This is a genomic window from Burkholderia sp. NLJ2, from assembly GCF_049487195.1.
Classification (GTDB): domain Bacteria; phylum Pseudomonadota; class Gammaproteobacteria; order Burkholderiales; family Burkholderiaceae; genus Burkholderia; species Burkholderia pyrrocinia.
Genome location: NZ_CP137810.1, coordinates 1,128,150 through 1,152,807, shown reverse-complemented (window position 1 = coordinate 1,152,807; position 24,658 = coordinate 1,128,150). Strand labels below are relative to the sequence as shown.

The 24,658-nt window shown below is 68.1% G+C and carries 24 protein-coding genes; 17 read left to right on the top strand and 7 right to left on the bottom strand.

Annotation, left to right across the window (positions count from 1 at the left end):
- Positions 1 to 24: 24 nt before the first annotated feature.
- From R9B84_RS27490 to infA, 11 genes are all read left to right on the top strand, one after another.
- Positions 25 to 903: an SDR family oxidoreductase gene (locus R9B84_RS27490; RefSeq protein WP_423763139.1), complete on the top strand. Its 879-nt coding sequence runs from the start codon at positions 25 to 27 to the stop codon at positions 901 to 903.
- A gap of 2 nt (positions 904 to 905) precedes the next feature.
- Entirely contained in the window at positions 906 to 2,240 is a 1,335-nt protein-coding gene (locus R9B84_RS27485; RefSeq protein WP_423763138.1) for an acyl-CoA dehydrogenase family protein, read from the top strand.
- Positions 2,237 to 3,439 carry an acyl-CoA dehydrogenase family protein gene (locus R9B84_RS27480; protein ID WP_423763137.1) on the top strand — a complete coding sequence of 401 codons (1,203 nt, stop codon included), beginning with the start codon at positions 2,237 to 2,239 and terminating at the stop codon, positions 3,437 to 3,439. The genes R9B84_RS27485 and R9B84_RS27480 overlap by 4 nt, the downstream gene beginning before the upstream one ends.
- Entirely contained in the window at positions 3,436 to 4,236 is an 801-nt protein-coding gene (locus R9B84_RS27475) for an SDR family oxidoreductase (protein ID WP_048025095.1), read from the top strand. The genes R9B84_RS27480 and R9B84_RS27475 overlap by 4 nt, the downstream gene beginning before the upstream one ends.
- Positions 4,236 to 4,721: a MaoC family dehydratase gene (locus R9B84_RS27470; protein ID WP_423763500.1), complete on the top strand. Its 486-nt coding sequence runs from the start codon at positions 4,236 to 4,238 to the stop codon at positions 4,719 to 4,721. Before R9B84_RS27475 ends, R9B84_RS27470 begins: the two co-directional genes overlap by 1 nt.
- Positions 4,722 to 4,738: 17 nt before the next feature.
- A complete protein-coding gene (locus tag R9B84_RS27465) occupies positions 4,739 to 5,944 on the top strand; it encodes an acetyl-CoA C-acyltransferase (RefSeq protein WP_423763136.1) in 1,206 nt (401 codons plus the stop codon).
- Positions 5,945 to 6,093: 149 nt separating this feature from the next.
- Complete coding sequence (locus R9B84_RS27460) at positions 6,094 to 7,053, top strand: WD40/YVTN/BNR-like repeat-containing protein (RefSeq protein WP_423763135.1); 960 nt, start codon at positions 6,094 to 6,096, stop codon at positions 7,051 to 7,053.
- A gap of 64 nt (positions 7,054 to 7,117) precedes the next feature.
- Positions 7,118 to 9,577: an efflux RND transporter permease subunit gene (locus R9B84_RS27455; RefSeq protein WP_423763134.1), complete on the top strand. Its 2,460-nt coding sequence runs from the start codon at positions 7,118 to 7,120 to the stop codon at positions 9,575 to 9,577.
- A 70-nt stretch (positions 9,578 to 9,647) separates the two neighbouring features.
- A complete protein-coding gene (locus R9B84_RS27450; protein WP_423763133.1) occupies positions 9,648 to 10,727 on the top strand; it encodes a Rieske 2Fe-2S domain-containing protein in 1,080 nt (359 codons plus the stop codon).
- Positions 10,728 to 11,009: 282 nt separating this feature from the next.
- Positions 11,010 to 11,213, top strand: a complete 204-nt coding sequence (locus R9B84_RS27445; protein WP_006483056.1) for a cold-shock protein — start codon at positions 11,010 to 11,012, stop codon at positions 11,211 to 11,213.
- A 474-nt stretch (positions 11,214 to 11,687) separates the two neighbouring features.
- Positions 11,688 to 11,951 carry a translation initiation factor IF-1 gene (gene infA, locus R9B84_RS27440; protein ID WP_166952219.1) on the top strand — a complete coding sequence of 88 codons (264 nt, stop codon included), beginning with the start codon at positions 11,688 to 11,690 and terminating at the stop codon, positions 11,949 to 11,951.
- Positions 11,952 to 12,228: 277 nt separating this feature from the next.
- Here infA and R9B84_RS27435 read toward each other — a convergent pair whose 3' ends face one another.
- On the bottom strand, positions 12,229 to 12,501 hold the full coding sequence (locus R9B84_RS27435; RefSeq protein WP_423763132.1) for an SDR family oxidoreductase: 273 nt from the start codon (positions 12,499 to 12,501) through the stop codon (positions 12,229 to 12,231).
- 143 nt (positions 12,502 to 12,644) lie between these two features.
- Here R9B84_RS27435 and R9B84_RS27430 point away from each other — a divergent pair, with 143 nt between their 5' ends.
- Together R9B84_RS27430 and R9B84_RS27425 are read left to right on the top strand one after the other, a co-directional pair.
- Positions 12,645 to 13,892, top strand: coding sequence for an alkaline phosphatase family protein (locus tag R9B84_RS27430; RefSeq protein ID WP_423763131.1), 1,248 nt, complete (start codon positions 12,645 to 12,647; stop codon positions 13,890 to 13,892).
- The gene (locus R9B84_RS27425) at positions 13,889 to 14,137 is read left to right on the top strand and encodes a hypothetical protein (protein WP_096474260.1); all 249 of its coding nucleotides are present in this window, start codon (positions 13,889 to 13,891) and stop codon (positions 14,135 to 14,137) included. Before R9B84_RS27430 ends, R9B84_RS27425 begins: the two co-directional genes overlap by 4 nt.
- 171 nt (positions 14,138 to 14,308) lie before the next feature.
- On the opposite strand, the gene dmpG is transcribed toward R9B84_RS27425, so the two are convergent.
- The 6 genes from dmpG to R9B84_RS27395 all read right to left on the bottom strand — a co-directional run bounded on the left by dmpG (position 14,309) and on the right by R9B84_RS27395 (position 21,067).
- Entirely contained in the window at positions 14,309 to 15,340 is a 1,032-nt protein-coding gene (gene dmpG, locus R9B84_RS27420) for a 4-hydroxy-2-oxovalerate aldolase (RefSeq protein ID WP_423763130.1), read from the bottom strand.
- 16 nt (positions 15,341 to 15,356) lie between these two features.
- Positions 15,357 to 16,256 (bottom strand): acetaldehyde dehydrogenase (acetylating), encoded by a 900-nt coding sequence (locus R9B84_RS27415; RefSeq protein ID WP_423763129.1) that lies wholly within the window; start codon positions 16,254 to 16,256, stop codon positions 15,357 to 15,359.
- A gap of 10 nt (positions 16,257 to 16,266) precedes the next feature.
- Entirely contained in the window at positions 16,267 to 17,049 is a 783-nt protein-coding gene (gene dmpE / locus R9B84_RS27410) for a 2-oxopent-4-enoate hydratase (protein WP_423763128.1), read from the bottom strand.
- 94 nt (positions 17,050 to 17,143) lie between these two features.
- Positions 17,144 to 18,526, bottom strand: a complete 1,383-nt coding sequence (locus tag R9B84_RS27405; protein ID WP_423763127.1) for a DUF1329 domain-containing protein — start codon at positions 18,524 to 18,526, stop codon at positions 17,144 to 17,146.
- Between the two features lie 41 nt (positions 18,527 to 18,567).
- Positions 18,568 to 20,133, bottom strand: a complete 1,566-nt coding sequence (locus R9B84_RS27400; protein WP_423763126.1) for a DUF1302 domain-containing protein — start codon at positions 20,131 to 20,133, stop codon at positions 18,568 to 18,570.
- 154 nt (positions 20,134 to 20,287) lie between these two features.
- Positions 20,288 to 21,067, bottom strand: coding sequence for an SDR family oxidoreductase (locus tag R9B84_RS27395; protein ID WP_423763125.1), 780 nt, complete (start codon positions 21,065 to 21,067; stop codon positions 20,288 to 20,290).
- A 138-nt stretch (positions 21,068 to 21,205) separates the two neighbouring features.
- On the opposite strand from R9B84_RS27395, the gene R9B84_RS27390 reads away from it, so the two are divergent.
- From R9B84_RS27390 to R9B84_RS27375, 4 genes are all read left to right on the top strand, one after another.
- Positions 21,206 to 22,042 carry an alpha/beta fold hydrolase gene (locus R9B84_RS27390; protein WP_423763124.1) on the top strand — a complete coding sequence of 279 codons (837 nt, stop codon included), beginning with the start codon at positions 21,206 to 21,208 and terminating at the stop codon, positions 22,040 to 22,042.
- A 77-nt stretch (positions 22,043 to 22,119) separates the two neighbouring features.
- Positions 22,120 to 22,908: an SDR family NAD(P)-dependent oxidoreductase gene (locus R9B84_RS27385; protein WP_423763123.1), complete on the top strand. Its 789-nt coding sequence runs from the start codon at positions 22,120 to 22,122 to the stop codon at positions 22,906 to 22,908.
- Positions 22,909 to 22,946: 38 nt separating this feature from the next.
- The gene (locus R9B84_RS27380) at positions 22,947 to 23,696 is read left to right on the top strand and encodes an electron transfer flavoprotein subunit beta/FixA family protein (RefSeq protein ID WP_423763122.1); all 750 of its coding nucleotides are present in this window, start codon (positions 22,947 to 22,949) and stop codon (positions 23,694 to 23,696) included.
- Between the two features lie 16 nt (positions 23,697 to 23,712).
- On the top strand, positions 23,713 to 24,657 hold the full coding sequence (locus R9B84_RS27375; protein ID WP_423763121.1) for an electron transfer flavoprotein subunit alpha/FixB family protein: 945 nt from the start codon (positions 23,713 to 23,715) through the stop codon (positions 24,655 to 24,657).
- The last annotated feature ends 1 nt before the right edge of the window (position 24,658 follow it).

The following is a 24,658-nucleotide window of genomic DNA, read 5'->3' as shown; positions in this document are numbered from 1 at the left end:
TTTCACGATCCAAGAGGCACCAGCATGGGAATCTGTAACGGACGCACCGTCATCATCACCGGCGCGGGCGGCGGGCTCGGGCGCGAATACGCGCTCGCGTTCGCGGCCGAAGGCGCGGCGGTCGTCGTCAACGACATCCGGTACGACGCCGCGCAGGCCGTGTGCGACGAGATCGCACAGCGTGGAGGGCGGGCGCTCGCGAATTCGGACGACATCACGCAGGTCGACACCGCGCAGCGGATCGTCGATGCGGCACGCGAAGCGTTCGGCGACGTACACGTGCTCGTCAACAACGCGGGCATCTGCCGCGACAAGATGTTCACGAGCATGACCGAGCAGGACTGGGACGACGTGATGCGCGTGCACTTGCGCGGCCACTTCTGCCTGTCGAGCGTGCTGGCGCGCGTGTGGCGCGATGCCGCGAAGGCCGGCCACGCGGTCGACGCGCGGATCGTCAACACGAGTTCGGGCGCCGGGCTGCAAGGCTCGATCGGCCAGTCGAACTACGGCGCGGCGAAGGCCGGGATCGCCGCGCTCACGCTGATGCAGGCGGCCGAGCTGCAGCGCTACGGCGTGCGCGTGAACGCGCTCGCGCCGGCCGCGCGCACGTCGATGACCGAAGGCGTGTTCGCCGACATGATGAAGAAGCCCGAGGACGGCGGTTTCGACTATTTCGATCCGGCCAACGTCGCGCCGCTGGTCGTGTGGCTCGGCAGCGCACTGTCGGCCGACGTGACGGGCCAGGTGTTCGAGGTCGCGGGCGGGATGATCGCGGTCGCCGAAGGCTGGCGCACAGGCCCGAGCGTCGATCGCGGTGCGCGCTGGGCGGCGGCCGAGGTCGGCCCGGCGGTCGCGCAACTGCTCGCCGGTGCGCGACCGGCGCAGCGCGTGTACGGGAGCTGACGATGGATCTGGCGCTCACCGACGAACAGGTGATGATCCGTGACGCGGCGGCCGACGTGCTTGCCGAGCGCAGCGCGTCCGCCGACGTGCGCCGCGCGTTCGAGCTGATGGCCGGCCGCGACGATGCGCTGTGGGCCGCGCTCGCGGGCGAGCTCGGCTGGAACGCGCTCGCGCTGCCGGAGGCGGCGGGCGGGCTCGGGCTCGGCGCGGTCGAACAGACGGTGCTGATGGAACAGCTCGGCCGGCGTGTCGCGTGCGTGCCGTATTTTTCGACCGCGTGCCTCGCGGCGACCGCGCTGGCCGGCTGCGACACGCCGCTGGCGACCGGCTGGCTCGCGAAGCTCGCCGAAGGCGCGTGCAGCGCGACGCTCGCGCTGCCGTTCGACTGGCCGTTCGGCGAGCCAAGTGGCGCGCGGGTCGGTTGGCCATATGGCGGGCCAGGCGCCAATGCGTTCGGCGCATCTTTCGGCGACGCGTTCGACGCACCGGCCAGTACGCGACCGCTTCCGTTCATCGCGGAAGAAACCGCGGCTGGTTTCGCGTTGTCCGGCGTCGCAGCACAAGTGCTCGACGGTGCGCGCGCCGACCTGCTGTTGGTTCCGGCGCGGATCGCGAACGAAGGGCAGTCGGTCGGCCTGTTCGCGATCGACATGACCGTCGGCGCAGCCGGCGTTGCGGTGACGTCGCTCGACACGCTCGACGCGACGCGGCCGCTCGCACGGATTGCGCTCGACGACGTGCGCGTGAGCCGCGACGCGCTGATCGCGGGCCGCGACGCGGCGCAGGTGCTCGAACGCACCGCATGGTTTGCGGCGCTCGCGCTGGCGGCCGAACAGCTTGGCGGCGCGCAACAGTGCCTCGACCTGACGCTCGATTACACGAGCCAGCGCGTGCAGTTTGGCCGCGCGATCGCGTCGTTCCAGGCCGTCAAGCATCGCTGCGCGCAGATGATGGTGCTGATCGAAGCGGCGCGCTCGGCCGTGCTCGGCGCCGCGCATGCATGGGACGCGGAAGCCGGCGCAACGCCGGGCGGCGCGCTGCGCGCCGACATCGCGGCCGCGAAGGTGGCCGCGAACGACGCGTATGCGTTCTGCGCACAGGAAGCGATCCAGTTGCACGGCGGCGTCGGCTTCACGTGGGAATACGACCCGCATCTCTACTTCAAACGTGCGCAGGCGTCGGGCGCGCAGTTCGGCAGCACGCCGCAACTGCTCGAATGGATCGCATGCCATGCGATCGACGGCGGCGCGGCGAACCGCGACGACACGCCCGCAGCTGCGGTTGCGCCGGTTGCGGCAGCCCGCCCATCCGCCGCGCGCGCAGGAGCCCTTCAATGAACAGCGAAACGCGTGAACAGCAATTGCGGCACGAAGTGGCCGACTGGGTGCAGTCGCACCTGACCGGCGAATTCGCGTGCCTGAAGTATCGCGGCGGCCCCGGCGACGAGGAAGCGTGGCCCGAACTGCGCAAGGCGTGGGAACGGGAACTGGCGCAGGGCGGCTGGACCGGGCTCGGCTGGCCGATCAACGCCGGCGGACGCGGCTTCTCGGTCGCCGAGCAGGTGATCTTTCACGAGGAATACGCGCGTGCCGGCGGCCCCGGGCGGATGGGCCATATCGGCGAAGGGCTGCTCGGGCCGACGCTCGTTGCCTGCGGCACCGACGACCAGCGCGCGCGCTTCCTGCCGGGCATCCTGGCCGGCACGCAGTTCTGGTGCCAGGGGTATTCGGAGCCGGGCGCGGGTTCCGATCTGGCCAACGTGCGCACGCGTGCGGAACAGGATGCGGACGGCACGTGGCGCGTGCATGGCCAGAAGGTATGGACGTCGCTCGCGCACGATTCCGACTGGATCTTCGTGCTGGCGCGCACCGATCCGGCGTCGAAGGGCAACAAGGGGCTGTCGTTCCTGCTGATGCCGCTCGACCAGCCGGGCATCGAGATTCGGCCGATCAAACAGCTCAACGGCGGCGCGGAATTCAACGAAGTGTTCTTCGACGGCGCGCGAGCGGCAGCACGCGACCTCGTCGGCGCGCCGGGCGACGGCTGGCGGATCGCGATGACGCTGCTCGGCTTCGAGCGCGGGATGTCGACGCTCGGCCAGCAGATGCAGTTCGTCCGCGAGCTCGAATGGGTGATCGACGCCGCACGCGAATCGGGCGCGGACCGCGACCCCGTGCTGCGCCAGCGGATCGGCCGCGCGTGGGCCGGGCTGCGCGTGATGCGCTACAACGCGCTGCGGATGCTGTCCGGCGCGGACGACGCAGACGGCGGTGCCGGCGCGCCGCTGCGCCGCGAGGCGCTGATCTACAAGTACTACTGGTCGAACTGGCACCGCGACCTCGGCCAGCTCGCGATGGACGCGCTTGGGCCGCGCGCGAACGTGATCGATCCGGCCGACGAAAAGCTCACCCATCTGCAGCGCGTATTCCTGTTCTCCCGTGCGGACACGATCTACGCCGGCACCAACGAAATCCAGCTCAACATCATGGCCGAGCGCGGGCTCGGCATGCCCAGGGAACCCCGAGGTAACGCATGACCGAACCCCAGATCCAGAAGGCCCCGGCGTATGTACCGGGCCATCAACTGCTCGCCGGCAAATCGGTGCTGATCACGGCCGCCGCCGGCGCCGGCATCGGCTTCGCGGCTGCGCGCCGCTGCGCGGAGGAGGGCTGCCGCGCGCTGTTCATCTCCGACATCCACGAAAAGCGCCTCGAACAGGCGGTTCAGACGCTGCGCGCCGAAACGGGGCTGCAACAGGTCTACGGCCGCCTGTGCAACGTCGCGGTCGAGGCCGACGTGCAGGCGCTCGTCGCCGATGCGCAGGACAAGCTCGACGGCGTCGACGTGCTGATCAACAACGCCGGGCTCGGCGGGTCGACCCGCATCGTCGATATGGACGATGCCGAATGGTCGCGCGTGATCGACATTAGCCTGACCGGGACGTTCCGGATGACGCGCGCGATGCTGCCGCACATGCAGGCCCGAGGCCGCGGCGCGATCGTCAACAACGCATCGGTGCTCGGCTGGCGCGCGCAGGCGGAACAGGCGCACTACGCGGCGGCGAAAGCGGGCGTGATGGCGCTCACGCGCTGCGCGGCGCTCGAAGCGTCGCCGTACGGCGTGCGCATCAACGCGGTCGCGCCGAGCATCGCGATGCACGATTTTCTGAAGAAGTCGGCGCCGGCCGACTTGCTGAATCAACTGGCGTCGCGCGAAGCCTTCGGGCGCGCCGCCGAAGTCTGGGAGGTCGCGAACGTGATGGTGTTTCTTGCAAGCGATTACGCGTCGTACATGACGGGCGAAGTGCTGTCGGTCAGCAGCCAGCACGCATGATGGACACGACCCTCGAACCCGTGCAGGCGACGCCCCGCGTGTTCGCGCATCCCGGCGAACTCGCGGCGGCCGTCGGCGAGATGCTCGGCGCGAGCGCGTGGCTCGCGATCGACCAGCTCCGCATCGACGGCTTTGCCGATGCGACCGGCGATCACCAGTGGGTGCACGTCGACCCGGTGCGCGCGAAGGACGGCCCGTTCGGCGCGTGCATCGCGCACGGCTACCTGACGCTGTCGCTCGTCAACCATTTCCTGCCGCAGATCGTGCGCATCGACGGCGCGCGGCTCGGCGTCAACTACGGCTGCGACAGGATCCGTTTCCCCGCGCCGGTGAAGGTCGGCGCGCGCGTGCGTGGCGTCGGCGAGCTGCTGCGCGTCGAGCCGCTCGACGGCGGCGTGCAGGCGTGGATTCGCGTGACCGTCGAGATCGAAGGCGAAGGCAAGCCCGGCTGCGTTGCCGACACCATCAGCCGCTATTACTTCTAGAGTCAGAGAGCCAGTCCATGGAAGACGCAGTCATCGTTTCCGTCGCACGCACGCCGATCGGCAAGGCGTTTCGCGGCATGTTCAACGACACCGAGGCGCCCGCGCTGGGCGGCCACGTCGTGCGCGCGGCGCTCGAACGCGCGGGCGTCGCGCCGGCCGACGTCGACGATGTGCTGATCGGCTGTGCCGCGCAGCAGGGCACGCAGGGCTACAACATCGGCCGCCTGTCGGCCGCGGCGGCCGGGCTGCCGGCGTCGGTACCCGGCATGGCGATCGACCGCATGTGCTCGTCGGGCCTGATGTCGATCGCGAGCGCCGCGCGCAGCATCGGCGCGGGCGACGCGCGGATCGTCGTCGCGGGCGGCGTCGAGTCGATCTCGCTCACGCAGAACAAGCACAAGAACGCGTATCGCGCGCGTTCGCAGGCCGTGCTCGACCACCAGCCGGCCGCGTACATCGCGATGATGGAAACGGCCGAGATCGTGTCGCGCCGCTACGGCATCTCGCGCGCCGCACAGGATGAATTCGCGCTGCAGAGCCACCAGCGCACCGCGCAAGCGCAGGCGGCCGGCCGCTTCGACGCGGAAATCGCGCCGCTCGACGTGCGGCGCGCGCTGTTCGACAAGGAAGGCAACCCGGCCGGCCACGAAGACCTGCGCGCAGCGCGCGACGAAGGCGTGCGCGCCGACACGACGGCCGAGCGGCTCGCGGGGCTGAAGCCGTCGTGGAGCGGCGGCAAGATCGTCGAGCAGGGCGAGTTCGTGACGGCCGGCAACGCGTCGCAGTTGTCGGATGGCGCGGCAGCCGTGGTCGTGATGTCGCGCAGCGAGGCGACGCGTCGCGGGCTGACGCCGCTCGGTGCGTTCCGCGGCCTCGCGGTGGCCGGCTGCGAGCCGGACGAAATGGGCATCGGCCCGGTGTTCGCAATCCCGAAGCTGCTGGAGCGCTTCGGGATGACCGTCGGCGACATCGGGCTGTGGGAGTTGAACGAGGCGTTCGCGTGCCAGGCGCTGTATTGCCGCGACACGCTCGGCATTCCCGACGACCGGCTGAACGTGGACGGCGGCGCGATCGCGCTCGGCCATCCGTTCGGGATGTCGGGCACGCGGATGACGATGCACGCGTTGCTCGAAGGTGCGCGGCGCGGCGTGCGGCACGCGGTCGTGACGATGTGCATCGGCGGCGGGATGGGTGCCGCCGCGCTGTTCGAAGTCGGCGCATAGCGGCACGCGGTTTGGCGGCCGGAGACGGCCGCACACCCATCAGGACGATTCGAGGCCGCGGCAACGACCGACGGCCCGGAGACTTGCAGGCGACGGATGTTGGCGCTTCGGCGCGAACATCCGTCGAACGCAGACACAGGAGACAAGCGATGAAACGAACTTTGCCCGGACTCGCGATGTCGGCGCTGGTGCTCGGCGCCGCGCTGTTCGCGTTTTCGCCGCGCCCGCTGCCGGCGTTCCCGGTCACCGCGATCCATGCGGACCGGCTGCAGATCAACGGCCTCGCGAGGGCCGGCACGCGCATCGTCGCGGTCGGCGAACGCGGCGTGATCCTGCTGAGCGACGACACGGGCGGCCACTGGCGGCCGGCGTCGGTCACGCCCGACCAGGCGTCGACGCTCACGCAGGTGCGCTTCATCACGCCGACGCTCGGGATCGCGGTCGGCCACGACGGCCGGATCCTTCGCAGCGACGACGCGGGCGTGCGCTGGCGCGAGGTGCACATGGACCACGAACATTCCGATCCGCTGCTGTCCGTGTGGGGTACCGCGGACGGCCCGCTGTTCGCGGCCGGCAGTTTCGGCCAGCTGCTGCGCTCGGACGACGCCGGCGTCAACTGGCAGGCGGTCAAGACGCCCGCAGGCGACCGTCACCTGAACGCGATCGTCGGCGACGGCCACGGCAACCTGCTGATCGCGGGCGAGAGCGGCACGCTGCTGCGCTCGACCGACAACGGCGCCACGTGGGACAAGCTGCCGTCGCCGTATGCAGGTTCGCTGTTCGGCGCGCTGATGCTCGCGAACGGCGACTGGGTCGCGTACGGGATGCGCGGCAACGTGGTGCGCAGCAGCGATCGCGGCACGACCTGGACGCATGTCGACAGCCACGTGCCGGTGTCGTACTTCGGCGCGACCCAGCTTACCGACGGCGAACTCGTGCTGGTCGGGCAGGGCGGCGCGATCGTCGCGTCGCGCGACGGCGGGCTGACGTTCGACGTGCGCAAGCTCGGCGGCGTGCAGAGCCTCGCGGCCGTGCTCGACATGGGCCACGGCGCGCTGCTGCTCGGCGGCGAGGCCGGCGTCGCGCCGCTCGCCGCGTCGCCGTCCTGATGCGCGGCGGCCTGGCCGCCTGCTTCCGTTCGTTTCGCATCGTCCGCACCGACAAGAGAATCCCATGAACGACCTGTCACGCCCCCCTGAAGCCGTTCCCGCGTCGCGCCTCGCCACCTTCGTCGAGCGCTGCGCCAACACGATCATTTGCCGGCGCCGGCTGCTGATGCTGCTCTGCGTCGCGGTGACGCTCGCGCTCGGGCTTTCCGCGACGCGCCTGAAGCTCGATCCGGGCTTCAACAAGATGATCCCGATGCAGCACCCGTACATGCAGGTGTTCGAGCGCTATGCGGGCGCGTTCCCCGGCGCGAACACGATCCTCGTGAGCCTGCGCTGGAAGGGCGACGGCGACATCTACAACCAGACGTTCATGGACGCGCTGCGCCACGCGACCGACGACGTGTTCTTCATCCCCGGCGTGAACCGTTCGCGCGTGTTCTCGCTGTTCACGCCGAACGTCCACTACACCGAGGTGACCGAGGCCGGCTTTCGCGGCGACGTGGTCGTGCCCGGCCAGTTCTCGAGCGCGAACCCCGACGATCTCGCGAAGGTGCGCCGCAACGTCGCGCGTTCCGGGCAGATCGGCCGCCTCGTCGGCAACGACCTGAAGTCGGCGCTGATCCGCGCCGAGCTGCGCGAGACCGATCCCGCGACCGGCAAGCGGCTCGACTACAGCGCGGTCGCGCGCCAGCTCGAGGAGATCCGTGCGCGGTACGCGAAGCAGGGCATCGACGTGAACGTCATCGGCTTCGCGAAGCTGGTCGGCGACGTCGAGAGCGGCATCGCGGGCGTGATGGCGTTCTTCGCGCTCGCGTTCCTCGTCACGGCCGCGCTGCTGTTCGCCTACACGCGCTCGCTGAAGACCACCGTGCTGGCGCTCGTCGTCGCGCTGCTGCCGGTCGTGTGGCTGCTCGGCGCGTTGCCGCTGCTCGGGCTCGGCATCGACCCGATGTCGATCCTCGTGCCGTTCCTGATCTTCTCGATCGGCGTGTCGCACGCAGTGCAGATGACCAACGCATGGAAGCAGGCGCTGGTGCGCGGCGCGTCGTCGGTCGACGCCGCGCGCGACGCATTCCGCAAGCTGTTCGTGCCGGGCACCGTCGCGCTGCTGACCAACGCGCTCGGCTTCATGGTGATCATGCGGATCAAAATTGACATCGTGCGCGAGCTCGGCATCACCGCATGCCTCGGCGTGCTGCTGATGATCGTGACGAACAAGGTGTTCCTGCCGATCCTGCTGTCGTACACGCGCCTCGAACGCGGCACGCTGGCGCGTGCGCAACGCACGGCGGCGGCCGGCGGCAGCGGGAGGTGGTCGCGCTTCGCGGTGTTCGCGCGGCCGGCGCCCGCGCTCGGCGTGTTCGCGGTGGCGCTCGCGCTGCTCGCGTACGGCACGCTCGAATCGCGCAAGCTGGAGATCGGCGACATCGGCACCGGCGCGCCGGAGCTGCGCACGAACTCGCGCTACAACATCGACAACGCGGCGATCACGCACCAGTACAACATCGGCGTGGACGTGCTGTCGGTGATCGTCGAGACGACCGGATTCGACGACGCGTGCCTGCATTACCCGGTGATGAGCGCGATCGAGAAGTTCGAGATGAACATGCGCGGCGTGGCCGGCGTGCAGTCGGTGACGAGCGTGTCGTCGCAGGGCAAGGTGTTCATCGCCGCGTTCAACGAAGGCAATCCGCGCTGGGCCGCGCTGCCGCGCTCCAGCGACGGGCTCACGCAGGGCTCCAACGCGTTCGACCCCGACAACGGGATGAACACCGCGAACTGCAAGGCGATCCAGGTGCTGATCTACACGAAGAACCACGAGGGCACGACCATCGCGCACATCGTCGACGAGATCAAGCGCTTCGCGGCCGAGAACCCGACGCCGAACGTCGCGTTCCGGCTCGCGGGCGGCAACGTCGGCGTGATGGCCGCGACCAACGAGGCCGTCGGCGACGCGGAGATCGCGATGCTGCTGTCGATCTTCGGTGCGATCGCGCTGCTGTGCGCGGTCACGTTCCGCTCGTGGCGCGCGGTGCTGTGCATCGTCGTGCCGCTCACGCTCGTGTCGATCCTGTGCAATGCGGTGATGGCGCGGCTCGGCATCGGGCTGAAGGTCGCGACGCTGCCGGTGATCACGCTCGGCGTAGGCGTCGGCGTCGACTACGGGATCTACCTGTACGAGCGCCTGCAACACGACCTCCGCCACGGCGCGACGCTGCCGGACGCGTTTGTCGACGCGATGCGCCAGCGCGGCACCGCGGCGCTGTTCACGGCCGTCACGATGTTCATCGGCGTCGGCACGTGGGCGTTCTCCGCGCTGAAGTTCCAGGTCGACATGGGCGTGCTGCTCGCGTTCATGTTCCTCGTGAACCTGTTCGGCGCGGTGTTCCTGCTGCCCGCGCTCGCCGCGTGGCTCGGCGTCGAGCGTGCCGAGCGCCGCATGCAGCAGGCGCAGCCGTCGCCGGCGGCCGCGCCGCAACTGCAGCCGGCGCGCGCGCTCGAACACGGCAATCCGATGCGCTGAACGGCGCACCCCCCATTTCCCCCGCGCGCGGCCGGCCGCCGCGCGCTCGCCAAAAGAGGAGTCAACCCACATGTCCGCACGCCCTTACAAGATCGAAGCCCAGCCGCTCGCGCAGCGCTATGCGCGCGGCTGGCACTGCCTCGGGCTCGCCCGCGACTACAAGGACGGCAAGCCGCATACGCTGAACGTGTTCGGCCGCAAGCTGGCCGCGTTCGCCGATTCGACCGGCAAGGTCAACGTCGTCGACGCGTATTGCCCGCACATGGGCGCCGACCTGAGCCTCGGCACGGTCCAGGGCGACAACCTCGTGTGCCCGTTCCACGGCTGGGCGTGGAGCGGCGAAGGGCAGTGCGCATCGATCCCGTACTGCAAGCGGATTCCGCCGAAGGCGCGCATCGGCGCGTGGCCGACCTGCGAGGAAAACAACCTGCTGTTCGTGTGGAACGACCCCGAAGGCAATGCACCGCCGGCCGACGTCGCGATTCCGCGCCTCGACGTGTGTTTCTCCGACGAGTGGTCGGACTGGGTCGTCGACAAGATGGTGATCCAGGCCAACTGCCGCGAACTGGTCGACAACATCTCCGACGTCGCGCACTTCGCGACCGTGCACCGTGCGCCGATCGACTATTTCGCGAACCTGTTCGAGGATCACAAGGCGACGCAGCTGATGGTCGGCCGCAGCGAGAAGCTCGGCGGCGACAGCCTGACCGCGCTGTCGACGTATTTCGGGCCGGCCGTGCACATCACGCAGATGACGGGGCAGAGCAACGGGCAGCCGATCCATTCGGTGCTGCTGAACTGCCACGTGCCGATCGACATGAACAGCTTCGAGCTGCGTTACGGCGTGATCGTGAAGAAGGTAGCCGGGCTCACCGACGAGCAGAACCTGGAGATCGCGAACGCTTACGTGAAGGAAGCGCAGCGCGCGTTCTACGAGGACGTCGACATCTGGCACAGCAAGACGCGGATCGACAACCCGCTGCTGTGCGAAGGCGACGGCCCGCTGTACCAGATGCGCGACTGGTATTCGCAGTTCTATCTGGACGTGGCCGACGTGCGGCCGACGAGCGTCTTGCGTAAGGCATTTGAAATGCGGATTCGCGACGGCGCCGAGCCGCCGGTGCTGCATCACGTGTTCGAGCCGCAGTAAAAACCGGCGGGCCGGCCTAAAATCGGGGGCGTATCGAAAACTGTTCCGTCGGCCGGCAACCCCCGCCACATAAGGCGCGCGCGTCGCCCGTGCGTGCGCGTCGCACCGAAAGGGCTTGACGGAACGGCCGCTACCGCGTAGTGTCCGTGACCGAAGTCTTCAAGAAGTTCGATTGCTCATCATTGGCCGCACTCCGTGCGGCAGTCGTTGGTCTCTCCCTCTTTGATTCTTTCTGTGCCCGTCACGGGCGCATGTTCAATTATTCGTATTAAGGAAGTATTTGTGGATACCGGTACCGTCAAGTGGTTCAACGAAACCAAGGGCTTTGGTTTCATTTCCCCGGACAACGGCGGCGACGATCTGTTCGCCCATTTCTCCGAAATTCGCGGCACGGGTTTCAAGACCCTGGCCGAAGGCCAGAAGGTCAGCTTCGAAGTGAAGCGCGGCCCGAAGGGTCTGCAAGCGTCGAACATCACGCCGCAGTAAGCCGCATCGGCACCGGCCGCCGATCGGCGGCCGGTGCCGGATGGAGTTTCGCGCGGGGCGCCGCTGTTCCGGCGGCCTGCGCGTTCCGATGCGCACGACCGATGCATCGCGACATTCTCGATGCATCGGTCGTGACGCCTCCCTCATCGCATGCGTGACCCGCGTGCGACACAGCGCCCTCGCGAAGCGCCCGCCGCTTCGCCAGCGCATCACCGCTTTAACGCATCAACCCGAGCAGACCGACGCCATGCCGTAGCAACCGGCGCGGTCCCGACTACTTGCGCGGCGCTCATCGCGCCGCCGCCACCGACCGCCCGAACGCCGCAACGCGCCGGGCTCCGATCGCAAGACAGGCCTGTGGCCCGTCTGAACGAACCGATACCCGGCAGCCTGCCAGCCGTCGCCCCGTTGCGGGAAACGGCGCCTGGCAGATCGCCGCGGCCGCGGTCAATCACCTTGTCTGGAGGAATTGGTTTGGCAAAAGAAGAACTGCTGGAACTCGACGGGATCGTCGACGAAGTGCTGCCGGACAGCAAATACCGTGTCACGCTGGAAAACGGCGTGGTGGTGGGCGCATACGCGTCGGGCCGCATGCGCAAGAACCACATCCGCATTCTCGCGGGTGACCGCGTGACGCTGGAACTGTCGATGTACGACCTGACCAAGGGCCGCATCAACTTCCGTCACAAGGACGCGAATTCGCCGCGTCCGCAGCGCACCGGCGGGCCGCGCCGTTAAGCGGCCAGGATCGCGCGCGCAGCACCGCGCCGATCGACTCCCGTCCGGCCATACGGCCGGACCAACCGGATGGACGGGACATGCCGTACCGTTCGTCGGTCGCCGGCGGCGTCGTCACGCCGCGGCGGCCAATACCGCCTTCTCCGGTCGCCGCGCGTGCGTAACGCTCGGGCGGCCGCGTCTCGCAGGAAAGCCTCGACGATCATCGCGATATACGGCGGACATTCCTGCATCGGGTCATGCGCGCCAGTCGGCATCGTCACGAGCCGGCGAAACTCTACGCTCGGAGCGCCATCCCTCCCGACACCTCGATGCGCTGCGCATTGACCCGGCGATTGTCGTCCGACAGCAGCGACGCGATCATCGGCCCGATGTCGTCGGGCTCGCCCACGCGGCCGAGCGCCGTCCGTTTCGCGGCGCGCCGGTTGACCTCCGGATTCTCGCGCATCATTCCGCCTCTGAAGCCGATCGCCAGTGCCCCCCGCGCGACGTCGTCACGCTGAAAACCGCGGCCGGCGGCTGAACGCACGCGCGGCGACGCGGTTCGCATGCGGCTTTACGCGAGGGCCGGGGCGGTCGTACACTCGTCGGCAATTCGCGGCCCGCGCGTGCAGCTTTCAATTCCTTCAATTGCTTTCAGCGGGCCAACGACCGTGCCAGCCGGACATTCGTCGCGCGACGCCAGGAGGCGCCATGAGTGCAGACGTAGCCCCCGCATCCCCGCCGGTTCAGAGCCGCATCCAGCACGTGTTCGTGCTGATGCTCGAGAACCGTTCGTTCGATCACCTGTTCGCGCTGTCGGGCGTCGCCGACATCGTTGCCGCGTCGCCGGGCGACAGCAATGCATACGGCGGCGCGGTCTATCCGTTCGGCGGCGGCGCACCCGACCGGATGCCGACCGACCCGTGCCACGAATTCACCGACGTGCTTGAACAGCTTTGCGGCGCAGGCGTGCCGTTCGTGAAAGGGCAGGCATATCCACCCGTCGTCAATTCGGGGTTCGTGTCGAACTACGCGACGTCGCATTCCGAAGGCACGCCGCCGCAGCCAGCCGACGCGGGCAAGATCATGCAGGGCGCGAACGTGCAGACGCACGCACCATCGCTGTACGCGCTCGCGAATGCGTTCGTGCTGTGCGACGCGTGGCATGCGTCGATGCCGGGGCCGACCTGGCCGAACCGCTTCTTCCTGCACGGCGCGTCGTCGGCCGGGCTCGACCATTCGCCGACCAAGGCGGAAATGGGCGGGTGGGATGCATTCGACGGCTTCCCTTATCCGAAGGGTTCGATCTTCGGCGCGCTCGGCGACGGCAACTGGCGCATCTACCAGGACCAGTCGGGCGATCCGCTCGGCCACGTGCCGCAGGTCGCGTCGCTGAAGGGCATCAGCTTCTTCGACATCGACGATCTCGCGCACTTCGAAGCCGATCTCGCGGCCGGCTACACGGCACGCTACACGTTCATCGAGCCCGGCTACGGCGACATCGTGCACGGCACCTACCAGAACGGCAGCTCGCAACACCCGATGGACGGGCTGGCCGGCGGCGACCAGCTCGCCGCGCGCGTGTACAACGCGATCCGCAATTCGCCGGTATGGAACAGCAGCCTGTTCGTGATCGTCTACGACGAGCACGGCGGCTTCTACGATTCGGTCAGGCCGGGCGCCGCACCGCCGCCGAACGACGGCGCGGCCGCGACGCTGAACGCGAGCGGCTTCGGGTTCGACGTGTACGGCGTGCGTGTACCGGCGATCGTGATTTCACCGTGGGTCGCGGCCGGGCAGGTCGACCACACGCCGTACGATCATGCGTCGGTCGCCGCGACGCTCGAGCGGCTGTTCGGCCTCGCGCCGCTGACCGACCGCGACCGCCTCGCCAACGACCTGCTGGCGCTCGTGACGGCTACCTGCCGCACCGACTGCCCGCAAAGGATTGGATCATGAGCACGACCCCGGCCCCGGACCCGCGCGATGCGCTGCCCGTGCGCGACGGCACGAGCCTGATCGCGTATCTGCACATCCTGAAGAAAGCGCATGCGGCGCTGGTCGGTCACGACAACGCCCATCTGCGCTTCAGCGAGATCGTCACGCGCGGGCAGGCGCGGCAATACATCGAGGAACTGATGCCGGCGTTGCTGCAGGCGCGTGCGGAGCATCGGCGGCGCCGGCACGGCGGGAAGCATCGTTGACGGGTATGGCGGCGCGCGGTTGGGGCGGTGTGTAGCCGGTGCCTGCGTGAGAGAGGCCGCGACGCGTCACGCGGCCTGCCGCGCGCGCCGCACGCCTCTTCCCGTCGAAAGAAAGCGGGGCTTGCACCCCGCGTTGCACCCCGCATCCGGATGGATGCCGGCCGCGTTTGCTCAGGCCGCAATCTCCCGCGCCCGCACCATCGTCAGCGCCGCGTCCTCGATCATGTCCTCCTGGCCGCCGACGAGCCGCTGCCGGCCCAGTTCGACGAGGATGTCGCGCGCCGGAATCCCGTACTTCGCTTCCGCGCGCTTCGCGAACAGCAGGAACGACGAGTAGACGCCCGCATAACCGAGCGTCAGCGCATCGCGGTCGAGGCGGATCGGCGCGTCCATGATCGGCACGACGAGATCCTCGGCGACATCCGAGATCGCGAACACGTCGACACCCGTCTCGATCCCCATCCGGTCGCACACCGCGACGAACACTTCCATCGGCGTGTTGCCCGCGCCGGCGCCGAGGCCGGCCGCGGCCGCGTCGATCCGGTTCGCACCGGCGGCGACCGCCGCGACCGAGTTCGCGACGCCCATCGCGAGATTGTGGTGGCCGTGGAAGCCGAGTTCCGTCTCCGGCTTCAGCGCGTCGCGCACCTGGGCGATCCGCGCGGTCACGTCGTCGGGCAGCATGTGGCCGGCCGAATCGGTGATGTAGATGCAGTTCGCGCCGTACGACTCCATCAGCTTCGCCTGCACGACGAGCTGCTCCGGCGACGACATGTGCGCCATCATCAGGAAGCCGACCGTGTCGAGCCCGAGCGTGCGCGCGAGGCCGATGTGCTGTTCCGACACGTCGGCCTCGGTGCAGTGCGTTGCGACGCGGATCGTGCCGACGCCGAGTTCGTGCGCCATGCGCAGGTGCTCGACGGTGCCGATGCCGGGCAGCAGCAGCGCCGACACCTTCGCCTGTTTCAGCTCCGGAATCACGGCGCTCAGGTACGCCTCGTCGGTATGCGCGGGGAAACCGTAGTTGACCGACGCGCCGCCGAGCCCGTCGCCGTGCGTGACCTCGATCAGCGGCACGCCGGCCGCATCGAGCCCGCGCGCGATGTTGCGCATCTGGTCGAGCGTGATCTGGTGGCGCTTCGGGTGCATCCCGTCGCGCAGCGACATGTCGTGGACGGTGATCTTCTTGCCTGCAAGTGACATCGCGTGGCTCCTCAACTCAAGCGGTGGCGGCCGTCGCGGCCAGCATCTGTTCGGCGAAACGCTCGGCCGTGGCGGCCGCGGCGGCGGTCATGATGTCGAGGTTGCCCGCGTACTTCGGCAGGTAGTCGCCGAGCCCTTCGACATCCATGAACACCGACACGCGATTGCCGTCGAACACGGGGCCGTTCTTCAGCGTGTAACCGGGCACGTAGCGCTGCACTTCCTTGACCATCGCATGCACGGACGCGGTGATCGCGTCGACGTCGGGCGGCCCGTCGGTCAGGCAGTGGATCGTGTCGCGCATGATCAGCGGCGGCTCGGCCGGGTTGATCACGATGATCGCCTTGCCCTTGCGCGCACCGCCGACCTGTTCGATCGCACCGGACGTCGTGCGCGTGAATTCGTCGATGTTCTTGCGCGTGCCGGGGCCGACCGAACGCGACGACACCGTCGCGACGATCTCGCCGTACGCGACCGGCTGCACGCGCGACACCGCGTACACCATCGGGATCGTCGCCTGGCCGCCACAGGTCACCATGTTCACGTTCATCTGCGCGCTGTCGAGATGCGCGTTAAGGTTCACCGGCGGCACGCAGTACGGCCCGATCGCGGCGGGCGTCAGGTCGATCATCTTCACGCCGAGCGCGGTGAGCTTGTCGGAGTTGTCGCGGTGCACGTAGGCCGACGTCGCGTCGAACGCGATGCGGATGTCGTCGGCGGCCACGTGCGGCAGCAGCCCGTCGACACCCTTGTCGGTGGTCTTCAGGCCGAATTCGCGGGCGCGCGCGAGACCGTCGGAGGCCGGATCGACGCCGACCATCCACACGGGTTCGAGCACCGCCGAGCGGCGCAGCTTGTACAACAGGTCGGTGCCGATGTTGCCGGGACCGATCAGTGCGCATTTGATTTTCTTCATCAGGGTTCCTTTAGATAAAGCGGACGTCGCAACTGCCGATGCCGGAGATATGCATCGACAGCGCGTCGCCGGCCGTGACCGGAATCAGTTTCGCGAGCGAGCCGGACAGCACGATCTCGCCGGCAAGCAGCGGCACGTCGTACGCGGCGAGCGTGTTCGCGAGCCACGCGACCGCGTCGGCGGGATGGCCGAGCGCCGCGTCGCCGCGCCCTTGCGCGACGGGTTCGCCGTTCTTCTCGATCGTCATCTCGCATGCGGCGAGATCGAGCGTGCGCGGGTCGACGCGCGCGTCGCCGAGCACGTACACGCCGCACGACGCGTTGTCGGCGACGGTGTCCTCGATACGGATCGCCCAGTCGCGGATGCGCGAATCGACGATTTCGAAGCAGGGCGCGACGGCGGCCGTCGCGGCGATCACGTCGGTGCGGTCGATGCCGGGGCCGCGCAGGTCGTGCGACAGGATGAACGCGATCTCGCCCTCGGCGCGCGGCGCGATCAGCGAGTCGGCGGCAATCGCCTCGCCGGCCGCGTAGTGCATGCCGGACAGCAGGATGCCGAAATCGGGCTGACGCACGTTCAGCATGTCCTGCACGGCCTGGCTCGTCACGCCGATCTTTTTGCCGACGACCGCTTCGCCCTGTTCGATGCGGCGTTCGATGAAGCGCTGCTGGATGCGGTACGCGTCATGGAGCGACAGCCGGCGTGGGCGGCTCGACAGCGGCGCGACCGGCGCGCGCGCGTGCCACGCGGCGTACAGCTCGTCGCCGAGCGTCGTATGCAGGCGGGAAGACATGAAAGGGCCCTCGAATGGAAAAGGCCGCCGTCGCGGGCGGCGTCGTGCGCCGGAGCGGGGCTCCGGCGCGTGGGGGGCGGGCGTGCCGCGTCGCTTAGTTCCCCGAACTGCGGATCGCGTCCGGCGAGAAGTACGCCTCGTTGAACTGCGGGCTGTTGTCGAGCTTCGGCATCGGGCCTTCGTTCGTCAGGCGGTCGGCCATGTACGCACCCGAGATCAGGTCGTGGAAGAACACCGCGCTCGGGTAGAACACCTTCGCGTCATACGCGTACAGCGACGTCGCGACGTTGGTGCGCCAGAGCTGGCCGCGCGCGTCGTAGTTGTCCGCGAGCAGCGATTGCCACGAATCCTCGTCGATGTACAGCACGCGCTTCGCATACTGGTGGCGATAACCGCTCTTCAGCGTCGCTTGCAGCACCCACACGCGATGCAGTTCGTAGCGGATGTACGCCGGATTCTCGTGGCCCTTGGTCAGCAGGTCGCCGTACTTCAGCGAGCTGTCCATCACCTTGTAGTTGTCGTAGGGCACGTAGATCTCGCGCTTGCCGACGATCTTCCAGTCGTAGCGGTCGCCGGGGCCGTTGTACAGGCGGTCGTCGTCGACCGTGCGGAAGCCGCCCGGGCCCTGCGGCTGGTCGTAGCCGTATTCGGGCGCCTGGCGCACGCGCCGCGTGCCGGGGTTGTACATCCACGTGCGCGACGAGTTGTCCGCGCCGGCCTTGTCCCAGTTCGTGAAGCCGACGATCAGCGAGCCGCGGTCGGACAGCGGCAGCTCCGTCGCGTTGCGGTAGTACGTGCGGTTGTTCAGGTCGCTCTTCACGTCGTACTTGCCGACGTTGCGCGGCGAGTAGATGTCGTAGCGCACCTTGCCCCACGCGATGTTGCCGTCGGAGTACACGACCGCCTGGTCGTAGGTGGCCTGCTCGGTGCCGATCGACGACGAGAAGCGCTGGTTCCACAGCAGTTCCGCGGCGGTCTTCGGGATCGGGTAGGGCACCGTCGGCGGCGCATTCGTCAGGCCGTTCGCGTCGGACGTCATCGTCGAATCGGGCGCGTACGCGCGGATGTCCTTGTAGACGGCATCCGGATAGCGGAAATCGCGGTGGCTCGGGTAGACGATGATCTTGAAAGTGGCCGGATAGCGCTTGAACATCGCCTTCTGGCCGTCGGTCAGGTGCTCCGCATACTGCGCCATGTTCTCCGCGGTGATCGTCGCGACCGGCTTCTCGTTCGCGAACGGATCGGGGTAGCGGCTGCCGCGCTTGTACTGCACGTCCGCGGGCGTGCCGAGCCACTTGCCCGACCACTCGGGCACGGTGCTGTCCTTGCTCGCGGCGCGGACCGCGCCCATCGGGGTCAACTGGCCGTCGAGCGCCTTCAGGTCGTCCGGCGTGACCTTCGGGAACGACGCCGTCGCAACGAGCGCGCACGCGGCCATCACCGACGCGCGCAGGAGGGGGAGACGAATTCGCTTCATGACTAATCCTCTTCTTGCTGAGTGACGAGCGGCCGGGCCGCTCAGAAGTGGTAGGTCGCCGTGGCCAGCACGTAGTCGCGATCGGCGAGCGGCCGCGTGGCAGGGTTCGGCGAACCGAGGAACTTCGCGTAGACGAGCGACAACTGCAGGTTGCTCAGGCGCGTGAAGGTCACGCCGGCGGTCACGCGATGGTCGCCCTGGCCCGTCAGCGAGCCGAGCGCGCCGGCGAGCGGCGACGTGCCCGTCAGGTCGTGCGTGTAGGTCAGCGGCACGTCGAGATCCCAGCCGTTGAACACGTTCTTGTAGCTGAGCGTCCACGCGATCTCCATCGCGAGCGCGTTGCGCGAATTCGCGAGCGTGGTCGACCCGTCGAGTGCCGAGATGCTGCCCGCGTGCACGTACGTGAGTTCGCCGACCAGCGACTGCGAGTTCGCGAGGAAGCTCGGCCCGATCGAGTAGATGCCGGACAGGTTGGTCTGCAGCACGTTCGCGCGCGTCGACTGCGGGCCCGTCGCGGTGTTGACGAGCACGGCCGCGCCCTGGCGGTACGACACTTCGCCCGCGACGTTCACGGGGCCGACCTGCGTCGAGAAGCTCGCACCGGTCAGCTTGATGTTGCTGAAATACTTCTGCTGGTACTGGAGCGTCGGGAAGAACGTCGTGACGACGCTCGGGTTCATGTCGTTGTAGTGCAGGTGGTACAGGCCGAGCTCGGTGTCGCCGAGCACGCGGAAGCGCGCGCCGATCCCCCACTGGTTGCGTGCGCTCGGCTTGTCGTCGGGGCCGCGCGGAATCAGCATCCCGCCCGGGCCGATGATGTACTGCGCGCCGGGGCCCACCACGTCCGAATAGCTCCAGTAGGTGCCCGGCGCGGTGAGGCGGTTCTCCTTGAACGCGAACTGGTAATACGCGAGCAGGCTGAAGTTCGGCGTGATCTGCCACTGCGTCGAGATCTGCGGCACGGGCAGCAGGATGTCCTTCACCTCGGCGCCGGCCATATACGACTTGGTCGCGTCGGCGGGGCCCTGCGCACCCGCGATGTTCGGGAAGAACAGGCTTTCGCCCCACGCGACGACCTGGTCGCCGACCTTCACGTTCAGGCTCGTCGATCCGAGGTGGAACGTGTTGTACGCATACGCGGCGAGCAGCGTCGTGTGGCCGCCCGACCAGTAGCGCGCATCGCTCGTGAAGTTGTTGAACTGGCCCGAGTGGTTCACGGTGCCCGGCGCATCGTTGTAGTTCGGGCGGTGATACGCCTGGTCGTAGAACGTGTTCGCGCGGACGAACACCCCCCAGTCGTCGTGCTTCAGGTTCACTTCGCCGAGCAGGCTGACCTGGTTCTCGATCAGCTTGTTCTTCGCGAAGTTGCGGTCGCCGTCGTCGCCGTTGATGTTCGCCGGCGTCAGCAGATTGCCGCTCGGTGCACGCGTGCGCATGCCGAGGCCGTAACTGAGCGTGAACGTGTAGTCCAGCGTCGTGTCGGCGCCAAGCTCGATCGTGCTGCCGGCGTGCGCGTTGGGAACGGCGCACGTCAGCAGCGCGGCGGCCAGCGTCGACAGCGTGGCGGTTGCCCGCTTGTCGGTACGGCGCGAAATCCGTTGATGCATGGTGTCTCCTCTTGGGGGTATCGACGACGGTCGACTATGTGTTGTCGTGAGAGGCAGAGTAGGGAGATCGCGGTAGCAGGGAATCGTCAAAATGAACTAGATGACTTCCCTAGGACTGGAAACGATTAGCCCCGCACCGCTTGCATGGCAGGCATCAACGCGCGGCCGCCTGCGCGGCGGTCAGGAACGCGGGCCGCTCGCCGCCGCCGTCGAGCCGCAGGTTCGCGCCCGACGTGTACGACGCGTCGCGCGACGCGAGGAACAGGCATGCGGATGCGACGTCATCGGGCATCGCGAGCCGGCCGGCGGGAATCGTCGCGCGAATCGCGTCGAGCGCTGTGTCGTCGCCGTAGTGGCCTTCGGTGGCCGATTCCGTCTGCACGAGGCTCGGGCTGATCGCGCACACGCGCACGCGCGGCGCCCACTCGACCGCGAGCGACGTGACCGCGTTGACAAGGCCCGCTTTCGCGGCGCCGTAGGCGGCCGTGCCGGGCGACGGCCGCGACGCGCTGACGCTCGCGATGAACAGCATCACGCCGCCTTCGGGCTGCGGCTGCATGATCGCGTTCACGCGCTGCGCGAGCTGCAGCGGCGCGATCAGGTTCAGTCGTACGATCGATTCGGTGAAGCGCGGCGACGCGTCGGCCGCGAGCGCGAACGGCGAGCCGCCCGCGTTGTTGACGAGCACGTCGAGGCCGCCGGCTGCATCGCGGATCGTCGCGAGCATCGCGTCGACCTGCTCGATGTCGCGCAGGTCGGCCGCGACGAACGCCGCCGTGCGGCCGCCGGCCGAAGGCGGCGTGTCGGGCGCGCTGCGTCCGCAGACGAATACGCGCGCCCCCGCCGCGAGAAACCGTTCGGCGATGCGCCGCCCGATGCCCTTGGTGCCGCCCGTCACGAGCACCGTCTTGCCGCTGTAGTCGAATCCGTTCATCGTCTGCCTCCGTTTCGGTGGGCCGATGATAGGAAGAAGCGCGCGCGGCTTCGTAGTCTGAAAGGATGATGCCGGCCGGCGCCGGCGGCGCAATCATCGTGGCAGACATCCATCGAACGACGAAGGAGACAACCCGCGATGACGATCCCCACGACGCCGCCGGCCGGCATCTTCACCGACGTACCGGGCGGTTTGCGCCTGCACCATTACGAGGCGGGCGAGGGCCGGCCGGTGGTGTTCATCCACGGCAGCGGCCCGGGCGCCAGCGGTTTCAGCAACTTCAAGCACAACGTCCCGGCGTTCGCGGCGGCCGGTTTCCGCGCGATCGTCGTCGACCTGCCCGGCTACGGGCAGTCGTCGAAGCCGTCCGACGTCGCCTATACGCTCGATTTCTTCGTCGGCGCGCTGCATGCGCAGCTGGCCGCGCTCGGGATCGGGCCGGCCGTGCTGCTCGGCAACTCGCTCGGCGGCGCGATCGCACTGAAATACGCGCTCGACTATCCGGACGAAGTCGACGGGCTGATCATGATGGCGCCGGGCGGCGTCGAGGATCGCGACACCTATTTCCGGATGGAAGGGATCCAGCGGATGGTGAAGCTGTTCACCAATCGCCAGATGAATGACGACACGATGCGCGAACTGCTGACGCTGCTCGTGCACGACCCGGCGATCGTCACCGACGCGCTCGTGGCCGAGCGGATGAAGGTGTGCGTCGAACAGCCGACCGAAGTGCTGTCGACGATGAGCGTGCCGAACCTGACCGACGCGCTCGGCGACCTGCGTTGCCCGGTGCTCGGTTTCTGGGGCACGGACGACCGCTTCAATCCGGTCGGCGGTGCGCTGAAGTTTCTCGAACGCTGCCGCGACGCGCGCTTCGTGCTGATGAATCGGTGCGGCCACTGGGTGATGGTGGAACACGCCGATTACTTCAATCGGGAATGCCTCGATTTTCTTGCGACGCGGATTGCGCGATAACGCCGGATGCCCTTGAAGGCCGCCCTGCACGCGGGCGGCCCCGGCATGGGCCGCCCAACTGAATACACGGAGACACCATGAAACTCATCGAAGAACTGTTCGACCTGCGCGGCAAGGTGGCCGCGATCACCGGCGGCGCGCGCGGCATCGGCGCGGAGACGGCGCGCACGCTGGCCGCGGCCGGCGCGAGCGTCGCGATCCTCGACGTGCTGTCGCAGCCGGCGGAGGCGCTGGTCGAGGAAATCCGCGCGCAGGGCGGTGAGGCCGCGTTCTGGTCGCTCGACGTGACGCACGAGGCCGACGTGTCGCGCGTGTTCGGCGAGATCGTCGCGCGCTTCGGGCGCCTCGACGTGCTCGTGAACAACGCGGGCATCGAAGGGCACAACGTGCCGACCCACGAGCTCACGCTCGCACAATGGCAGCGCGTGCAGGACGTGAACGTCAACGGCGTGTTCCTGTGCACGCGTGCGGCGATTCCGCATATCGACGCGGCCGGCGGCGGGTCGATCGTGAACCTGTCGTCGATGTACGGGATCGTCGGCGGCCCCGACGTGCCCGCATATCACGCGTCGAAGGCCGCGGTGCGGATGATGGCGAAGGTCGACGCGATGCTGTATGCGGCGAAGAACATCCGCGCGAACTCGGTCCACCCCGGCTATATCCGCACGCCGATGCTCGAGGATGCGTTCCGACAGATGGGGCAGGACCCCGACAACGTATTCGGTTATCTGCAGACGCACGTGCCGATGGCGAAGATCGGCACCCCGCGCGACATCGCGGCCGGCATCCTGTATCTCGTGTCGCCGGCCGGCCGTTACGTGACCGGCGCGGAACTCGTGATCGACGGCGGGTACACCGCGCGCTGACGCAACACGGTACGCGCAACGGAACAGGAGGCAGGCAATTGAAAGTGCTCGTGGCAGTGAAACGCGTGGTCGACGCGAACGTGAAGGTCGGCGTGAAATCCGACCGGACGGGCGTCGATATCGCGAACGTGAAGATGTCGATGAACCCGTTCGACGAGATCGCGGTGGAAGAGGCCGTGCGGTTGAAGGAAGCGGGCGTCGTGACCGAGGTGGTCGCCGTGTCGGTCGGCGTCGCGCAGGCGCAGGAAACGCTGCGCACGGCGCTCGCGATCGGCGCGGATCGCGCGATCCTCGTCGAATCGAATGAAGGCGTCGAGCCGCTCGGTGTCGCGAAGGTGCTGAAGGTGCTGGTCGATCGGGAGCAGCCTTCGCTCGTGATCCTCGGCAAACAGGCGATCGACGACGATTCGAACCAGACGGGCCAGATGCTGGCCGCGCTCGCGGGCCTGCCGCAGGCGACGTTCGCGTCGAAGGTGGTGATTGCCGAGGGTCGCGCGACGGTTGCGCGCGAAATCGACGGCGGCGCGGAAACGCTGTCGCTTCAACTGCCGGCCGTGGTGACCACGGACCTGCGTTTGAACGAACCGCGCTACGTGACGCTGCCGAACATCATGAAGGCGAAGAAGAAACCGCTGGAAGTCGTGAAGCCGGAAGACCTTGGCGTGGATGTGACGCCGCGCGTGAAGGTGCTCAAGGTGAACGAGCCGCCGAAGCGCGCGGCCGGCGTGAAGGTGCCGGACGTGCAGACGCTGGTCGGGAAGCTGAAGACCGAAGCCAAGGTGCTGTAACAGGGAACGCAACGAAATGACGATTCTGGTAATTGCGGAACACGACAATGCTTCGATCAAGGCCGCGACGTTGAATGCGGTGGCGGCGGCCCAGGCGCTTGGTGCTGCGGGCGGCGGCGATATTCACGTGTTGGTTGCGGGACACAACGCACAGGCAGCGGCAGACGCAGCAGCGAAGATCGCAGGTGTTTCGAAGGTGCTGCTGGCCGACGCGCCGCAACTCGAAGCGGGCCTCGCGGAAAACGTCGAAGCGACCGCGCTGAACATCGCGAAGGACTACTCGCACATCCTCGCGCCGGCCACCGCCTACGGCAAGAACATCGCGCCGCGCATCGCGGCGAAGCTGGACGTCGCGCAGATCTCCGAGATCACGGCCGTTGTTTCGGCCGACACGTTCGAACGCCCGATCTACGCGGGCAACGCGATCGCGACAGTGCAGTCGACCGATCCGATCAAGGTCATTACGGTGCGTGCGACGGGTTTCGATCCGGTTGCAGCAGAAAGCGGCAGCGCAGCGGTCGAGAAGATCGAAGCGGCGGCCGACGCAGGCGTGTCGCGGTTCGTGAGCCGTGAAGTGACGAAGCTGGAGCGTCCGGAGCTCACCGGCGCGAACATCGTCGTGTCGGGCGGCCGCGGCCTCGGCAGCGGCGAGAACTACACGAAGGTGCTGGAGCCGCTGGCCGACAAGCTGTCGGCTGCACTCGGCGCCTCGCGCGCGGCAGTCGACGCCGGCTACGTGCCGAACGACTACCAGGTCGGCCAGACCGGCAAGATCGTTGCACCGCAGCTGTACATTGCCGTGGGCATCTCGGGTGCGATCCAGCACCTGGCCGGCATGAAGGATTCGAAGGTGATCGTCGCGATCAACAAGGATCCGGAAGCGCCGATCTTCAGCGTGGCCGACTACGGTGTCGTCGGCGACCTGTTCACGCTCGTGCCGGAAGCGGTCGCGGCGCTCTGAC

Excerpts from the sequence above, each read along its gene's own strand:
- R9B84_RS27490 (WP_423763139.1), top strand. The coding sequence starts at position 25 with ATGGGAATCTGTAACGGACGCACCGTCATCATCACCGGCGCGGGCGGC.
- R9B84_RS27485 (WP_423763138.1), top strand. The coding sequence starts at position 906 with ATGGATCTGGCGCTCACCGACGAACAGGTGATGATCCGTGACGCGGCG.
- R9B84_RS27480 (WP_423763137.1), top strand. The coding sequence starts at position 2,237 with ATGAACAGCGAAACGCGTGAACAGCAATTGCGGCACGAAGTGGCCGAC.
- R9B84_RS27475 (WP_048025095.1), top strand. The coding sequence starts at position 3,436 with ATGACCGAACCCCAGATCCAGAAGGCCCCGGCGTATGTACCGGGCCAT.
- R9B84_RS27470 (WP_423763500.1), top strand. The coding sequence starts at position 4,236 with ATGGACACGACCCTCGAACCCGTGCAGGCGACGCCCCGCGTGTTCGCG.
- R9B84_RS27465 (WP_423763136.1), top strand. The coding sequence starts at position 4,739 with ATGGAAGACGCAGTCATCGTTTCCGTCGCACGCACGCCGATCGGCAAG.
- R9B84_RS27460 (WP_423763135.1), top strand. The coding sequence starts at position 6,094 with ATGAAACGAACTTTGCCCGGACTCGCGATGTCGGCGCTGGTGCTCGGC.
- R9B84_RS27455 (WP_423763134.1), top strand. The coding sequence starts at position 7,118 with ATGAACGACCTGTCACGCCCCCCTGAAGCCGTTCCCGCGTCGCGCCTC.
- R9B84_RS27450 (WP_423763133.1), top strand. The coding sequence starts at position 9,648 with ATGTCCGCACGCCCTTACAAGATCGAAGCCCAGCCGCTCGCGCAGCGC.
- R9B84_RS27435 (WP_423763132.1), bottom strand. The coding sequence starts at position 12,501 with ATGCGAACCGCGTCGCCGCGCGTGCGTTCAGCCGCCGGCCGCGGTTTT.
- R9B84_RS27430 (WP_423763131.1), top strand. The coding sequence starts at position 12,645 with ATGAGTGCAGACGTAGCCCCCGCATCCCCGCCGGTTCAGAGCCGCATC.
- R9B84_RS27425 (WP_096474260.1), top strand. The coding sequence starts at position 13,889 with ATGAGCACGACCCCGGCCCCGGACCCGCGCGATGCGCTGCCCGTGCGC.
- dmpG (WP_423763130.1), bottom strand. The coding sequence starts at position 15,340 with ATGTCACTTGCAGGCAAGAAGATCACCGTCCACGACATGTCGCTGCGC.
- R9B84_RS27415 (WP_423763129.1), bottom strand. The coding sequence starts at position 16,256 with ATGAAGAAAATCAAATGCGCACTGATCGGTCCCGGCAACATCGGCACC.
- dmpE (WP_423763128.1), bottom strand. The coding sequence starts at position 17,049 with ATGTCTTCCCGCCTGCATACGACGCTCGGCGACGAGCTGTACGCCGCG.
- R9B84_RS27405 (WP_423763127.1), bottom strand. The coding sequence starts at position 18,526 with ATGAAGCGAATTCGTCTCCCCCTCCTGCGCGCGTCGGTGATGGCCGCG.
- R9B84_RS27400 (WP_423763126.1), bottom strand. The coding sequence starts at position 20,133 with ATGCATCAACGGATTTCGCGCCGTACCGACAAGCGGGCAACCGCCACG.
- R9B84_RS27395 (WP_423763125.1), bottom strand. The coding sequence starts at position 21,067 with ATGAACGGATTCGACTACAGCGGCAAGACGGTGCTCGTGACGGGCGGC.
- R9B84_RS27390 (WP_423763124.1), top strand. The coding sequence starts at position 21,206 with ATGACGATCCCCACGACGCCGCCGGCCGGCATCTTCACCGACGTACCG.
- R9B84_RS27385 (WP_423763123.1), top strand. The coding sequence starts at position 22,120 with ATGAAACTCATCGAAGAACTGTTCGACCTGCGCGGCAAGGTGGCCGCG.
- R9B84_RS27375 (WP_423763121.1), top strand. The coding sequence starts at position 23,713 with ATGACGATTCTGGTAATTGCGGAACACGACAATGCTTCGATCAAGGCC.